At 57.2% G+C, this 15,518-nt stretch carries 12 protein-coding genes; 3 read left to right on the top strand and 9 right to left on the bottom strand.

The annotated features are described in order from the left end of the window. Window positions 1-97: 97 nt before the first annotated feature. The 3 genes from PSR63_RS10285 to bioD form a co-directional block, all read right to left on the bottom strand. Window positions 98-1,864, bottom strand: a complete 1,767-nt coding sequence (locus tag PSR63_RS10285) for a vWA domain-containing protein (RefSeq protein WP_274332992.1) — start codon at window positions 1,862-1,864, stop codon at window positions 98-100. A gap of 170 nt (window positions 1,865-2,034) precedes the next feature. Next, on the bottom strand, window positions 2,035-4,284 hold the full coding sequence (locus tag PSR63_RS10280) for a vWA domain-containing protein (RefSeq protein WP_274332990.1): 2,250 nt from the start codon (window positions 4,282-4,284) through the stop codon (window positions 2,035-2,037). A gap of 140 nt (window positions 4,285-4,424) precedes the next feature. After that, the gene (bioD, locus tag PSR63_RS10275) at window positions 4,425-5,147 is read right to left on the bottom strand and encodes a dethiobiotin synthase (protein WP_274332988.1); all 723 of its coding nucleotides are present in this window, start codon (window positions 5,145-5,147) and stop codon (window positions 4,425-4,427) included. A gap of 68 nt (window positions 5,148-5,215) precedes the next feature. Here bioD and PSR63_RS10270 point away from each other — a divergent pair, with 68 nt between their 5' ends. Further along, window positions 5,216-6,103 (top strand): carbon-nitrogen hydrolase, encoded by an 888-nt coding sequence (locus PSR63_RS10270; RefSeq protein ID WP_274332987.1) that lies wholly within the window; start codon window positions 5,216-5,218, stop codon window positions 6,101-6,103. After that, the gene (locus PSR63_RS10265; RefSeq protein ID WP_274332985.1) at window positions 6,100-7,131 is read left to right on the top strand and encodes an agmatine deiminase family protein; all 1,032 of its coding nucleotides are present in this window, start codon (window positions 6,100-6,102) and stop codon (window positions 7,129-7,131) included. The genes PSR63_RS10270 and PSR63_RS10265 overlap by 4 nt, the downstream gene beginning before the upstream one ends. A gap of 2 nt (window positions 7,132-7,133) precedes the next feature. Here PSR63_RS10265 and PSR63_RS10260 read toward each other — a convergent pair whose 3' ends face one another. The 5 genes from PSR63_RS10260 to PSR63_RS10240 form a co-directional block, all read right to left on the bottom strand. Then, the gene (locus PSR63_RS10260; protein ID WP_274332983.1) at window positions 7,134-7,472 is read right to left on the bottom strand and encodes a tRNA-binding protein; all 339 of its coding nucleotides are present in this window, start codon (window positions 7,470-7,472) and stop codon (window positions 7,134-7,136) included. A 2-nt stretch (window positions 7,473-7,474) separates the two neighbouring features. Beyond that, a complete protein-coding gene (locus tag PSR63_RS10255) occupies window positions 7,475-7,846 on the bottom strand; it encodes a response regulator (RefSeq protein ID WP_274332981.1) in 372 nt (123 codons plus the stop codon). A gap of 96 nt (window positions 7,847-7,942) precedes the next feature. Then, on the bottom strand, window positions 7,943-9,643 hold the full coding sequence (locus tag PSR63_RS10250; protein ID WP_274332979.1) for an outer membrane protein assembly factor BamB family protein: 1,701 nt from the start codon (window positions 9,641-9,643) through the stop codon (window positions 7,943-7,945). Between the two features lie 63 nt (window positions 9,644-9,706). Further along, window positions 9,707-12,454, bottom strand: coding sequence for an outer membrane protein assembly factor BamB family protein (locus tag PSR63_RS10245; RefSeq protein ID WP_274332978.1), 2,748 nt, complete (start codon window positions 12,452-12,454; stop codon window positions 9,707-9,709). A 411-nt stretch (window positions 12,455-12,865) separates the two neighbouring features. Next, window positions 12,866-13,231 carry a cupin domain-containing protein gene (locus PSR63_RS10240; RefSeq protein ID WP_274332977.1) on the bottom strand — a complete coding sequence of 122 codons (366 nt, stop codon included), beginning with the start codon at window positions 13,229-13,231 and terminating at the stop codon, window positions 12,866-12,868. Window positions 13,232-13,863: 632 nt separating this feature from the next. Here PSR63_RS10240 and PSR63_RS10235 point away from each other — a divergent pair. After that, the gene (locus PSR63_RS10235; protein WP_274332976.1) at window positions 13,864-14,820 is read left to right on the top strand and encodes a hypothetical protein; all 957 of its coding nucleotides are present in this window, start codon (window positions 13,864-13,866) and stop codon (window positions 14,818-14,820) included. Between the two features lie 82 nt (window positions 14,821-14,902). On the opposite strand, the gene PSR63_RS10230 is transcribed toward PSR63_RS10235, so the two are convergent. After that, window positions 14,903-15,484 carry a hypothetical protein gene (locus PSR63_RS10230; RefSeq protein ID WP_274332975.1) on the bottom strand — a complete coding sequence of 194 codons (582 nt, stop codon included), beginning with the start codon at window positions 15,482-15,484 and terminating at the stop codon, window positions 14,903-14,905. Window positions 15,485-15,518 lie beyond the last annotated feature (34 nt).

The raw sequence follows: 15,518 nt of genomic DNA, 5'->3' as shown, positions 1-15,518 counted from the left end.
TTGCTGAGTTGAATGATGCACCGCGCGTACCTTCGAAACGCAACATGCCCAAGCGAAACCGCTTGGGCATGTGCCGTGAGCCGATAGCCTTATCAGCTTACTTCTGCAATCCTTCGGCCAGGCGGACCAGTTCCAGGAATTCTTCACGATACGAAGAGCCTGGGCCGCCTGCGTATGGGGCGGCGATTTCTTCGATGGCGGCGTAGCTGGTGTCTTTGGTTTGCTCGCTGTCACGCAGCAACATACCGAACATCGCGACAGCCGCGGCGAATTGGAAGTCGCCACTCGCTTTGGCGAACTCCTGGCCTTCGTCGACGATCGTTGAAGTCATCAACGTGCTGGTGTCCGATTCAGGCTGCTTGTAACGCAGCTTGAGCGTCAACAGTTCGTCGGAACTCGCGGCCTCGGAAGGGACGCGTTCGGTTTGATACTTCAGGTCGTCGACCTTGCCGGTTACGGTGGTCTCGGTACCGAAGGGAACGATCTCGTAGAACGCGGTGACCGTGTGCCCGGCACCGATTTCACCGGCGTCTTTTTTGTCGTCGTTGAAGTCTTCGGCTTTGAGCAATCGGTTTTCGTAGCCTACCAGGCGATAGGCGGCGACTTTCGTGGGATTAAATTCGACCTGAATTTTGACGTCTTTGGCAATGGTGACCAGCGTGCCGGCCATTTGCTCGACGAGAACCTTTTTCGCTTCTTGTTGGCTATCGATGAACGTGTAGTTGCCGTTGGCCTTGTTCGATAGTTGTTCCAGCAGCGAGTCGTTGTGGTTGTCGTTGCCAAAGCCGAGGATGCTCAAGTAGATGTTCTTCTTGGCGTGCTCTTCGGCCAGGCGAACCAGGTCGCCGGTGCTGGTGGTGCCAACGTTGAAGTCGCCATCGGTGCACAGCAGCACGCGATTGGTAGCCCCTTTCAGGAAATGATCGGTGGCCATCTTGTACGCCAGCTGAATCCCTTCGCCTCCGTTGGTCGAACCGCCAGCGTGCAGTTGATCGAGGGCACTGATGATCTCGGCCTTCTGGTCGCCGGGGGTCGGCTCTAAAACCAGGCCAGCGGCACCGGCGTAGACGACGATTGAAATCATGTCGTTCTCGCTCAGTTGATCGACCAGCATCTTCATACCTTGCTTGAGCAGCGGCAGCTTGTTGGGCTGGCTCATCGAGCCGGAGACGTCGAGCAGAAAGACGAGATTGCTGGAAGGACGATTCTCGAGATCCAGCTCTTTTCCTTTCAGAGCCACCCGTGCCAGGCGATGATCGGGGTTCCACGGGCAATTGGCGACCTCCAACGACGCTGCGAAGGGATGCTCATCATCGGTCGGTGCCGGGTAATCGTAAACAAAGTAGTTCACCATCTCTTCGATACGCACCGCATCGACCGGTGGCCGCTGGCGATAGTTGCTGAGATACGAGCGAATCTTGGAGTAAGAAGCCGTGTCGACATCGATCGAGAAGGTCGACAGCGGTTGATCGCTGACGGCAATGAAACCGTTCTCGTCGATCTTGTCGAACTTATCACCACCGATGCCAGGCCCTTGGCCTTGGCCAGGTAGTGGCTGGCCGCCAGGTAGAGCCGCGAGAGCATTAGGGCGTGACGACGGATAATAGCCGCCCGCGCTCACGCCGCCGTCCTCAAACATCGCTCTTGGGGCCTGGATCGGCGGAGCGTTTGTCTTTCGAAGCGCGCTGGCTAGTTCCGCAGACTCGGCTGCTTCCTCAGGTGCCGCTACTTCTTCACTGAGCTTCTCGTTCGTGGTGTTGGTTTCCTGCGAGAGCTTGCCCGGCGGGGTCGTATCAGGCTTGGCGTTACAGCCGAAGACACCAGCGGCCAACAGTAGCATCGAAAACAGAAGAGTTCGCTTCATCGGACAGACTCCACTTGGGGTGATTCGTGTAACCGAACATGAGCTAAACGCAGTGTCTCAAGCTTTCACGAATGAGTCATGCGTATTGTTTGTGAAGATCGAAAGAAAAAGCCGCCTGCAGTGAGCAGGCGGCCTTCGAGTGAACAAGTCGGAATGATTCCTTGTCCGGCTTACTTCTGCAGTCGTTCGACCTGGCGGATCATTTCCAGAAACTCTTCGCGGTACGAGGAACCGGGGCCGTCGACGTTCGAGGCGACCAGTTCTTCGATTTCAGCGAAGTTGGTTTCGTGATGGAAGTGGCTACCGCGAAGCTTCAAGCCGAACATGGCCACGGCCGAGGCGAATTGGAAGTCGCCGGTGGCCTGGTTGAACTTATTGCCGCTATCAACCACTGGGTAGGTCATCAGCGTGCTGACGTCTTCCTCAGGCTGCTTGTAACGCAGCTTCAAGGTCATCAGCTCGTTGGTGTCGGCGGCTTCGGTCGTTTCTGGCTTGGTTTGATACTTCAGCTCGTCCACCTTCGGATCGACAGCAGCGACTTCGGTATCACCCTCACCGGTAGCTGGCACGATTTCGTAGAAGGCGGTGACCGTGTGCCCGGCACCGATTTCACCGGCGTCCTTCTTGTCGTCGTTGAAGTCCTGAGCAGCGAGCAGGCGGTTTTCGTAACCGACCAGGCGGTACGAAGCGACCTTCTTTGGATTGAACTCGATCTGGATCTTCACGTCCTTGGCGATCGTCAGCAGCGTGCCGCTCATCTGTTCGACAAGCACCTTCTTGGCTTCCTTCTCGTTATCGATGAACGAGTAGTTACCGTTGGCTTTGTTGGACAGCTGTTCCAGCATCGAGTCGTTGTGGTTGCCGATACCGAAGCCCATCACGCTGAGGTAGATGTTCTTCTTGGCTTGCTCCGAGGCCATTCCGACCAGCCCGCCGGTGCTCGTTTCACCAACGTTGAAGTCGCCGTCGGTGCAAAGGATCACGCGGTTGGTTCCACCTTGGATGAAGTTCTCCGTAGCGGTCTTGTAGGCCAGCTTGATACCTTGGCCACCGTTGGTCGAACCGCCTGCTTGCAGACGATCCAAAGCTGCCAGGATCTTGGCTTTTTCATAACCGTAGGTTGGTTCCAGAACCATACCAGCGGCACCGGCGTAGACGACGATCGAAACCTTGTCGTTTTCGCCCAGCTGATCGACGAGCATCTTCATGCCCTTCTTCAGCAGCGGAAGCTTGTTGGGATTGTTCATCGAGCCGGAAACGTCCAACAGGAACACAAGGTTACTGGCCGGACGATCTTCGGTATCAACTTCCTTCCCCTTGATGCCGACTCGGACCAGGCGATTGGCTGGGTTCCAAGGGCAGCTGGCCACTTCCACGTTGGCGGCGAACGGATGTTCGTCGGTTGGGGTGGCGTAGTCGTAGGTGAAGTAGTTGACCAGTTCTTCGACGCGAACCGCATCACGTGGTGGCAGTTGGCCGAACTGGCTCAGGTACGAACGAATCTTCGAGTAGCTGGCCGTGTCGACATCGATCGAGAAGGTCGACAAGGGCTGATCGGCCACCGCGATGTACTCGTTCTCTTCGATCGGTTCAAACTTGTCGCCACCTTCGCCAGGACCGACCCCGTCGCCGGGCTTCTTCATATCGAGACTTAATTCCTCGACTTCTCTGCCGAGACGCGATTCACGGACTTCTCCGCCTCGACTTCGGGCGCTATCCAGTGGCTTTCGCGCAGGCACCGGATTGCTGGCTACGCGGGCCGCTGGATCGCCGGCTGCGGGACCCAACATGGCTCCTCCTAAGCCTGCGGCATTACCTGGAGCTGGAGGAGCTTCTGGGGCTGGAGCGTTTTCGCTCTTGGCGACGTCCGATTTCTTGGCTTCCCCCTCGGGTATGGCGAAGCGGCTATTCAGGTCATTGACCTCTTTGGAGTACTTCTCCATCTGCTGAAGCTGGGCCTCTTTGCCCTTGCTGGCCGATTCTGACAACGCACGTAGCTTGTCGCGTTCGCCCGACATGGGTTGGCCATCCAGCTGCGAGCTTAGGCGATCCGCAGCCGGAGCGGTTTCTTCGACCCGAGCCGGCATCGCCTTGCCACTGTACTCGGCGGATTCATTTGCTGGCTCCGCCGTTTTAGGAGCCGGCGTCGAGCCATTGGTTGCTCGCCCGTAGTTTGCCCCCGGAGCGGCATCGCTATCCAATTCGGCCGGGGCCGTCATCGGAGCGTCGAAGGGGTGTTCAAAGTCTTCCAGAGGGACCATCGCTTCGTCGACGGAACTTAAATCGGAGTAGCCTTCGGTAGAAGTCTGCGCCGCACTTTCCTGGCGGAGCCCTTTGGTGGCCACGTCGCCTGTCTCAGCGGTACATCCAATCATCGCTACGCCAAGCAGAAGTGGCGTAAGAATCCATGTTTTTTTCATCGGTTTCGACCCGCACAATTCGGTTGGGATGAGTGTTTTTGCGTTGTTTCACCTAATGAGCTCACCCAGAGAGACGAGACACTTTCGCCCAGCGATTTGGAGAAAGGAGATTTTTTCCGAATTTTTGTCCCCAGCGGCACTTACGCCGAGGGGGTCGTGCTGGCAAGCGACAGCCAGTCGACCGGGTCAGGCAATTGATTCGCGCCAAAAGGAACATGCGTCAGAATCGGCGTCTGGCAGTGGCGGGCGAGTTCGGCTCGGTTGCTGTCGCGGCTGACATCGCTCACTTCGGCGGCGATATCATTCAAAACGATGCCAGCAATCGGAACGCCTTGCTGATAAGATTGGGCCGTGAGAAGTGTCTGGAGCGTTTCGTTGATCATGCCCAATCGGTTGGCCGCGACCACGATCAGCGGCAGTCCAAATTCCAAGGCCAGGTCGGCGACATAATCTTCGTCCGACATGGGCGAAAGCAGCCCGCCAGCCCCTTCGACCAGGATGAAATCGCACTCACCGGCGGCGTACTGCTGCTTCCAATAGTCGAAGCCGGTTCGTAAGAGGCTGGTGTCGATTTCCTTTCCTTCGGCTCGAGCAGACAGATGCGGAGCAAGCGGCGCGTGAAACGTTTGCGGGCAAATGCGCTGCGTGTCCCAGATTTTGCCGGAAGCTTCCCACAAGGTTTGCACGTCTTCCGAGATCCACCGGCCGTCCTGTTGGATCAATCCACTGGCCGCTGGCTTGTACGCGCCAACGCGGAGGCCCGCATTTCGAAGGCTTTGGGCAATCAAACCGGCCACGTGGGTCTTGCCGACGCCCGTATTATTTCCGGTAATAAAGAGTCCTCTTGGTGGTTTTCTGTCCATAGGGGAAATAGTACCATTTTGCCAGTTCGCATCCCAGCATCGCTTCAGGGTAGTAAGCAGTCAGAAACATGAGCAAACCGGACAAGGTCAACGTCGCCGTCGTGCAGATGACGTGCAGCGGCAGCAAGCAAGAGAACGTCGACAAGGCAGTCGCCAAAATCGCCGAGGCCGCCCAGCAAGGCGCAAACATCGTTTGCCTGCAAGAGCTGTTTCCCGGTCTCTACTTTTGCCAGACCGAGGACCACATCCAGTTCCAACAGGCCGAACCGATTCCTGGCCCAACCAGTGAACGCATTCAAGCGGCTGCCAAAGACCACGGCGTGGTGGTCGTGGCTTCGCTGTTCGAGAAACGCGCCGAAGGTTTGTTTCATAACACGGCCGCCGTATTCGATGCGGACGGAGCAATGCTGGGCATCTACCGCAAGATGCACATCCCCGACGATCCGCACTACTACGAGAAGTTTTACTTCACGCCTGGCGATATCGGCTTCCGGACGTTCGACACGAAGTTTGGCCGCGTGGGCGTCTGCATTTGCTGGGATCAATGGTTCCCCGAAGCGGCTCGCCTGACGGCCCTGACCGGGGCTCAGATCCTGGTCTACCCAACGGCGATCGGCTGGCTGCATCCTGAGAAGGAAGAGTACGGCCCGGCCCAGGTATCGGCCTGGGAAACGATGATGCGGAGCCATGCGATTGCCAACGGTGTGTTTGTCGCCGCGCCCAACCGCGTCGGCATCGAAGACAACATCGAGTTCTGGGGGCACTCGTTCGTGGTCGACCCAACCGGCACACTGCTGGAGGTCGCATCGCACGACCAGGAAGAGATCTTGGTGGTCGAGTGCAACCTGGCTCAGATCGAGTTCTCGCGCACGCACTGGCCGTTTTTGCGTGATCGCCGCATCGATGCCTACGGTGGGCTGACCAAGCGATTCATCGATGGGGACATCACCTCATGAATGATCGTCTGACGCCCAAACAACAAGCGTATCGCTGGCCGGCGGAATGGGAACCGCACGTCGGAACGCTCCTTTCGTGGCCGCATAATCGCGATTCGTGGCCTGGGAAGTTCGAGCCAGTCCCCGGCGTGTACAAGAAGCTGGTGACGGCCCTGTGCGAAGTCGAGGACGTTCACATTCTGGCAGCCGCCGGCGAGGTGCTGACCCAGGCCGAAGACCTGGTGGGGCATCTGCCCAACGTCTTCATTCATGCGATCCCCACCAACGATGCCTGGGCACGCGACCATGGGCCGAGCTTCCTGCAGGCACCCAAAGGCAAACCCTGGATGGCGGTCGACTGGAACTACAATGCCTGGGGTGGCAAGTATCCGCCGTGGGATGACGACCAGGCCGTGCCGGAGCGACTTTCCGAGAAGCTCGGCTTCGGCCGTTTTCAGCCAGGCATCGTCATGGAAGGGGGAGCCGTCGACGGCAACGGCGGAGGGCTAGTGCTCAGCACGACTGAGTGCCTGTTGAACCCGAATCGAAATCCTCACCTCTCGCAGGCAGAGACCGAGAAGTTTCTGTGCGATTACCTGTGCGCCGAAAAGATTCTGTGGCTCCACCATGGGATCGCTGGCGACGATACGGATGGTCACATCGACGAGCTGGCTCGTTTCGTCGGCTTGGGTACGGTGGTCGCCGCCTACGAAGAAGATTCAAGCGACGAGAACTACGAGGCGTTGCAGCAGAACTTTACCGACCTGCAGGCCATGACCGACCTGAACGAGCAGCCCCTGGAAGTGATTCCGCTGCCCATGCCCAAGGCCAAGTACCAGGACGACCAACGCCTGCCGGCCAGCTACTGCAACTTCTACATCGCTAACGAGATCGTCATCGTTCCGCAGTTTGGCGACGATGCGGATGAGAAGGCCTGCGATACGCTGCAAGGATGTTTCCCCGATCGCAAGGTCGTGCCCATTGAGGCCATCGATCTGGTATGGGGCCTGGGAGCGTTCCACTGCATCTCGCAGCAGATAATGAAGTAGTGTTACGCCAAACGATTCCCATTGGCCGTCGGTCTATCCGGTACGGCTAACGTGACGGCTCCATCTTCGCCGTAGAAGCCGGTCACCAGGACCTCGCTGCGGATGGGGCCGATCTGTTTCGGGGGGAAGTTGGTGACGGCGATGATCTGCTTGCCCAGCAGTTCGTCTTTCGAGTAGAGCTGTGTAATCTGGGCGCTCGACTTTTTAATGCCTAGAGGATCGCCGAAGTCGACCTTCAGCTTGTACGCCGGTCGGCGAGCTTCGGGGAAATCTTCGACTTCGACAATCGTACCGACACGCAGTTCTACGGCCTCGAAGTCGCTCCAGGTGATCTCAGACATGGCTATCCTAGAAAGGGCTCCAGCTTTTTCAGGGTCGACTCTTTGCCCAGATCCCGCTTGCCAAAGCCAGGCACGGCACCAGCGGCCTCTGCGGCGGCTTGGGCGTCCTCGAAGTTCGAGAGCATCATCACCGGGACATCTTGAAACTGCTCGTCCGCTTTGAGGTCGATCAAGATATCGATCCCATTGGAATGATCGCGGTCGAGCTTACGATTAATGACCACCAGGGCGAACGTTTGTTCGCGCATCATTCGGATTGTGTCGGCCGGACCGTGCGATTGAAGGACCTTGGCGTCGAAGTTACGTTCGATCAGGTTCTTGAGCGAACCGTGGTCGTAACCACAATTGCCGACGTCGAGAACTTGTTTAGGCATCTTCCGGGTTCCTCTGTCTCTTGCTCGAACAATAAAAAAACGCGGGAGCGCCAAGTGGTCACTCCCGCGTCTTTGATGCAGTGTCAGGCGGTGAGGTTACTCGCCACCCTCGGTGATTGCGAAGAGGTGCGTCTTGTTGGCGATGTACAACACACCATTGGCAACGATTGGGGTCGAGTAGACCGAGTTGCCCATGTTGATCTCTTCGAGCGGTTCGGCGTCATCCGGATCGGCCGACAGCTTGAAGACCGCCACGTCGCCGTCTTCGTCACCGATGTAGACGTGATCGTTCACAATCAAGGCCGAGCCCCAGGCTGCGGCGAACATATCGTACGTCCAGTTCGGCTTGCCGGTCTGGGCGTTCAGGCAGTGCAGCAGACCGCTGAAGTCAGCGATGTAGAGGATGTCGTCTTTGATCGTGCAGGTACCGATGCTGCGGTGCATCGTTTCCTCGAATTCGATCTTGCCGTCTTCGTCTTGATCGAAGGTCGAGTAGTGCCAGATCACGGCGCTGTTCGGATTAGGAACGGCCACGTCGCCTTCTTCTTCGATCACGGCTTGAATGCGGCGATGTTCGATCGGCACACGCTGGCTGCCTTCGATCTTCATGGCCAGTTCCGAGCTGACATCACCACGCTTGGTGGGATCCAGGCACCAGAGGTGACCTTCGCCTTCACCGTGTTCCGGGTCCTGACCGACGGCCACGTAGACCTTTTGATCGTAGATAACCGGGGTAGCGATGATGTTGTTACGCGTACCGCGACCGCCGAGAACCCACTTCGAGGTCTTCGGGTTGCCGTCGAACTTCCAGAGCAGTTCTGGCTTGCCGTCGGTTCCCTTGTCGGCCTTGAAGGAATAAACCCAGCCGTCGCCGCCAGCGAAGATCACTTGGGGAACGCCACCCAGTTCCGCAACCGTTGGGCTCGACCATTGACCGTGCAGGATGTTGTTACCAGGCGACTTGTCGGTCCAGTAAACTTCGCCGGTGTTCTTGTCCATGGCGATGAAGCTAGGGGCACCCGTCGAAGGAATCACGATGTGCGACTCGTCGACACCGTTGGAAGTGTTCACGAACAGAATGTCACCCAGACAGGTTACCGAGCAGCTGCACATGTTGTGCTGCGAAACGCCCAGGTCCTTCATCATGTCGAAGACCCAAATGACGTCGGCTTCTTTGTCGCCGGTGAACTCTTCGTCCTTGTAAGGACCGTTGTTTTCGCCGTCGCGGAAGCCTTCGGTATCGAGGCAGCGGACTTCACCGCGGCTGGTGACAAACCACAGCTTCTTGCCTTCGATGTAAGGAGCACAGCAGACACCTTGCAGCGGCCAGTCGTGGACGCGGCCGGTAGGCAGCTTTTCACTGGAGTGTTGCCACAGGAATTCGCCGGTCGCTTCGTCGAAACAAACCAGGCAGCCCAGGTCGACCTTGGACGGATAGCGATCGATGTAACCGTTACCGTTATTGGTGCCAACAAAGATCTTGCCGTCGGCGACTACCGGGTTGCCGTACGACTGGCTACCCAAAGCGGCAACCCACTTGATGTTTTCGGCGTCGTCTTTTTGCCACTCACCGGTCTGGCGATCGAAGCCACCGATATCCCAAATGGTGGGGATGTTCGTGGCAGAGGGAGTGTTGTTTCGCTTGGAATCGCCACCCCATTGCGGCCAATCCTTGGTAATTTCGGCCTTGGCCACTTCGTCCTGAGCGATAGCACGCTCTTCCGGCAAGAGGCCTGCGATCGTCATGCCAACGCAGGCCGAGCCCACGATAGCTAGATAAGCATACGTCGATTTCATTGGTTCTATGCTCGTACGTGAATTGAGTGATATGAGGGAGGAATTGAGGCGGGAGTCCGACAGTTAACTATTCGGAGTCACCGTGATATTGTCCAGGAAGATTTCCCCAGTTTTCGCATTTCCGAAGAGACCTGGGCTACCGGACGTGTTGGGGACACTGTCGACGATCTCGACCATCCACGCTTCCGGTTCCGCTTCGTCCTTCTTCCAGGCCTTACCTTGGGCTTTGACGGTGCCGTCATCCTGATTCGACACTTTGAACTTCATGTGGTACCAGACGCCTGGTTCCAGGGTGAAGTCCACGTCTTTGGCGATCCGCTGCTGAGTAATCCAGGTCAAAGCACGGGCCTTCGACTCGTTGCCCATCAGCATGAAGATATAGCCCTGGGCGGTGACACCGATATCGGGAAGTTGGCCATCTTTCTCGTGACCCATCACGTCGGCTTCGATCGTGTAGTCATGCAGATCCGAGTGGCCCATCCAGCCTTGGCTTCGCGTTCCCTTAGGAATCGTGGTGATTTTCACCATGACCTTGTTGCCATCTACCTCACGCACAACGTGACGATAGCGGGCACCAACCCAAGTGATCGGCGGTTCGCCTTTGCCGGTCATCTCGTTAATTGCGATACCTTCAAAGTCGAAGCTCCATGGCAGCGGCGGAACGATTCGCAAGCGGGCATTGCCTGTCAAACCGTCGGCCTTGGCCGTGACGTAGGCCGGAGCATGGCCTGCGTCTTCATTGGCCGTTAGCTTGCCGGCTTCGTCGATCTTGGCAGGGCCTTCAACACTGAACTCAACCTTCTCGGCGTCCTTTACGAACTGACCGCGCGAGTTGAACAGCTTGACGCGATAATCGACTGCGTCCCCAGGATAGATCAGCGTTTCGGCTGGAATCACTTGGGCGTGAGCCGGTTCTGGGTCGTCGGAAACGGGATCTTCTTTTGGCTGCTCTGGCAGGCCACTGAAGCCGGTTTCCTTGGCTTCGTTGCCAACGCAGTACAGGGCGGTGGTCGTGGGGAAGTAGATACGTCCGTGAGCACAAATCGGCGAACCGAGTGCGTCCCCTTCTGGCAAACGTCCCTTGGTCAGGATGTCGACACTACCATCCTCTTGAATGCCCAGCACGTAGTAGCGGCCATTCTCGGTGATGGTGTAGATCTTGCCGTCGGCGTACAGCGGCGAGGCAAACATCTTGGTGCCCAGAGGCGTCTTCTTGAAGAGCTCTTCGCCGGTCTTCGGATCCAGCACGAACAGCTTGGCTCGGTCGTCGATCACATACAACTTGTCGTTGACGTAAAGCGGAGCACTGCGGTTACCGTTGAGTTCGACAACCTTCCAGTTTTGTCCCGTGACTGAGATGTCGCCGGACTTGGTCGCGTCGACCGAGACGACGGCACCCATGGTGTTGTCGACGTCGATGACGATCTGGCCGTCGACTTCCTTCGGTTGGACGTTTTCTTCACCCTGGGCCATGAAGACGGTATCGCCTTCAATGATCGGGGTGCCGTACAAACCGCGAGCGGCGAATGCGAAGCTCCAGTTGTGCTGGCCGGTGCGAGGTTGAATGCTCCAGATCTTACCGTCACCAGCACCGATCACGTACTGTGGAATACCGTTGACGATCTTGATGCTCGGGGCACTGTAGGTCGTGTCGTAGGGCAGGGGAGTCGTTTCGGTGAACCAGACGACTTCGCCCGTTTCCTTGTTCATCCCCAGGAAGCGGTGAGCTGGCTTGGCCATGTCGCCCCAGCCGATCACAATCCCGCTGATGATCACCAGGTCTTCGTAGACCAAGGGGAAGTTGGTTCGACCACCGTAGGTCGTCAGCAGGCCGAACTCTTCATGCATCTTACGAAGCCAAACCGTCTTGCCCGTATCGGCATCGATACATTGGAAGTGGCCGGCAACACCCAACGCGAAGACCGTGTTCGTTTCAGGATCAGCGGTGACCGCAGACCAACCAACACGTTCGACTGGGACGTCCGAGAGATAAACGTTGAAGCGGTTTTCCCAGATCGTGTCGCCCGTCTTGGCGTCGACACAGACCACGCGTTCCCCTTCACGAGAGGTGCCTTGTTCGGCGGAGGCGAGCATGAAGAGCTTGCCGTTCATGACCACAGGCGTGCTGCGGGTTCCGAGATCGTCTCGCTTCCACAAGACGTTACTGCCTTCGCCGCCTTCTGGGTCCCAGCTTTCCGGCAGGCCGGTTGCGCGGCTGATGCCGTTGAACTCAGGGCCACGCCAGTAGAGCCAGTCTTGCGGGTCGGCTTGGCTTTCGCTGGCCGAAGCGGCGGTGGTGGTCTTCTTGGCGGAAGCAACTTCAGCGACGGGTTCTTCCTTCGCCTCTTCCGCGGGAGCTTCCTTGGCAGGAGCTTCCTCTTTGGTCATTTCCTTAGGAGCAGGCTTTTCTTCTTCGGCAGCTGCTTCAGCTTTGACTTCCTCTTTCGCCGCTTCTTCCTTCATCGCTGCATCGGCAGGCGTTTCGGTCACGGTAGGAGGTGTCAGCTCTTCGCTTGGCTTGGCAGGTGTGGTCTCGACGGTGTCGACCAGTGTCTTGCCAGGCTTTTCGTCAGGCGTGACAACCGGAGTCAGGTTTTCACTGGTTTCGGCCGGAGTTACGTTCGACTCGGCAACGGCTTCTTTCGTTTCTTCTGCGGGGACTTCATCGGGACCAGGCAGCTTTGCCGGGGAAGTCACGGCTGAACTAGGAACCGTTGTGTTGGGATTTGGATTGAGCGTTGTGTTGTTGGTGGACGGTCGCCCGGTGGGAGGTGGCGTGCAGCCAATAGCAAGGAGGGTCAGCGAAAGCATGAAAACCAACGTTGCCGAGGCCACCGTTGGATGGAGCCGAAGTGCATAGGGCCGGAACATAGGGATCTCTAAATCGTTGGGGGGAAGGTCGTGACGCAGCTTCAAGCTTATACCTGTTTAAACGTGTATGCAAGGAATCTCCTGGTCGCATAGGCCAGGTGAGGGAGGAAAAACGTGCGGCTGCTAGCGGGATTTTTGGGGGGGAAACAAGCCACAGAGGACACAGGGACCACGGAGGGAAGCGAGCCAGAAATAGGGCGAATATGTGACAAAAGAACCTGAAACGCATGCCACTGCGAGTTCGTCCAGCAGTGGTTCCCTTGAGATAAGGTCAGCATCCTTTCTCGGTGTGCTCTGCGGGCTCTGTGGCTAAATCCTTTTCAGCCAACAACTAGCGGCCACGAGCAGCGATCAATCGAACCATTCGTCTGCGGGGTCGAACTTGGGATAGACGATGTTCACAATCTTCATCTTCCCCAGGGCTCGATGCCGGGTACCAGGGCGAATCATGATGCACATTCCGGGATGAACAGGAATGATTTCGCCATCGAGCTGCATCTGGGCGTCTTCGCCACATTCCAGGAAGAAGTAGGTCTCGGTCAGCGTTTTGTGGTAGTGAACTTTGGCATCGGTCGAGATCTCGGTGACGTGAATCGTGCCTGGGTAGTCTTCAACATCGGCCAGACCGCGCTTGGCGGTTCCACATGGACAAGGGACACCAGGGATGTTGGCGAAATCGACGACTTCATATCCCTTGGTTGACGGGGTTGAGGACATGTTGCCTCCGGTAGGTGCTGACTGAAAGTAAGAATTTAGATGCGTTATACCGCATATTCTACCTCCCACGTGGATGAGGGGCCACCGATAGCACCGCGTTAAGCTGTAGCGATTAGCGGCGACCTTTCGGGCTTGCGCGGCAAGCTGTAACGACTGGCTCGCGTGAATAATCGTTAAGGTTTGCCTGTCTTTCGTGGCGGGAAAACTTCGTGCAATCGAAGATGTAAACCAAGTAGCTGAAATTGGTTCTGAGCGATCAAGCCTGCCTAGTCAATCCGCCGATACCGATTTCCAGACATACCTGCACGAGGTGTCTACAAAACGGAATTCCCTCTGGCGGATCACGAGGGGCTGTCAAGTTTCGATGGGGAACATTCGGGTCAAGGATTGGCTCGACGGAACTTAGACAGAGGACTGTGGAGACGAAAGAAACCGAGAAGCTTTGTTCAACAGGTTCGACTACACGCTCAAACTTCCGAGGCTTTGTTGTCCAACCCGCCATATGGACAGCCCCAGAGGTGCGAGCAATCGCGGCGTGGTAGTCGCATACCGTGATTGTTCACGAGAGCGCCGGCCTGGCGAAAAAGAATATTGGAATCTGGAAGTCACCACTCAGAAGGAGAAATGACTCGATGAAATGGAACACTCTTTTGGCAACGCTGGTGCTCGCGTTTGTGTGTAGCCAGGCGAATGCCGCGGGACTTCTGAACCAAATGCTGGGAACCGGCTGCGGTTGCGATACGTCCTGCTGTCAAACACCGAAATGCTGCTCGCCTAAGCCGCGCTGCTGCATGCCAAAGCCGACCTGCTGTGCTCCGGTTGCAGCTACTTGCTGTGCTCCGGAACCAACCTGCTGTGCTCCAGAAGCTTGCGGATGCGAACCATCCTGTGCTGCTCCTGAAGCTTGCGGTTGTGCCCCTGAAGCTTCGTGCTGTGCACCTGAAGCTACCTGTGCCGCTCCTTCCGCTTGTGGCTGTGCTACCAGCTGCTGCAAGAAGAAGTGCTGCACTCCGCTGAAGGACGCTCTGAACAACCTGTTCTGCTGCAAGAAGTCTTGCTGCAAGAAGAGCTGTGGTTCGAGCTGTGGTTGTGGCGCTCCAGAAGCTTCGTGCTGTGCACCTGAAGCTTGCGGTTGCGACAGCGGTTGCGGTTGCGAACCATCGTGTGCCGCTCCAGAAGCTTGTGGTTGCGACAGCGGTTGCGGTTGCGAACCAAGCTGTGCTGCTCCTGAAGCTTGCGGTTGCGAACCAACCTGTGGCGCTCCAGCTTGCGGTTCGTGCTGCAAGAAGAGCTGCAGCCTGTTCGCTGGCAAGTGTGGCTGCAAGAAGAGCTGCACCCCGCTGAAGGACGCCATCGCTCGCTTGTTCTGCGTTAGCTGCTGCAAGAGCAGCTGCGGTTGCGGTTGCGACACCGGTTGCGGTTGCGACAGCGGTTGCGATTCGTGCGGTTCGGCTTGCGGTTGTGGTGCTACCTACTCCGCTCCAGCTGAAGCTGCTCCGACCGAAGCTGACATGATGCCACCGGCTCCAGTTCCGGCTGACACCATGACCTTCGTTCCAGCTCGCCGTCGCCTGGCTTCGGCTCGCTAAGCCAAGCGAAGACAGCGTGAATACAAAAAGCCTGGTTGGGGAAACCCAGCCAGGTTTTTTTATGCGCGCACGTCAAATCGCATCACTGCGTTTCGAGGTCTAACGGTATTTCATCTCCACGGCGAATGATCTTTTCGGCGAAGCGGAAGTATCCCGGAAGCGTGCGAGCAATTCGCTTCACTCCGCGGAGCTCGTGATTGTACTGAAAGACGTTATGTGGCCAGAGGGCGCTGATGAAGTGAAGGTCGCCGCCACCATCCCAGGCAAACGGAAACCAGGAATCCTGCCAGACGTCGGTATCCCACATCGCGCCGCGAAGCACTCGAAACCACAGGGGCGTCAGAACAAGAATGCCCGGCTCATCGAGCATTTGCGATTGTTCCATTCGGTCCATGTAAAAGCCGGCCATCTCTTCGGCCGGGATGATCGAGAAGGTGAGTTCCTTGGTCTCGGAATAGACATCGGGTAGATACCCGGAAAGTCGAAGGCCGTCTGTCAGTTGGTAGAACTCGGCCAGCTGTGTTGGAAAGAACTCGAACTCCTTTTGCCACTCGCGAGTCAGCGCAAAGGAGTGCCTCGGCAGAACGCGTTCCTGGATGTTGGGAACGTGTTGCCCCACGGCATCCACAAACGAAGTCCATGATCGCTCGATCGAATTGCCCATGTCTCTCTCGTCGAAAGCAAAAAAAAGTGGCTAC

It is taken from the genome of Bremerella sp. P1, assembly GCF_028748185.1.
GTDB lineage: Bacteria > Planctomycetota > Planctomycetia > Pirellulales > Pirellulaceae > Bremerella.
The sequence above is the reverse complement of the archived record's forward strand: the minus strand, read 5'-3'. Positions and strand labels throughout refer to the sequence as shown.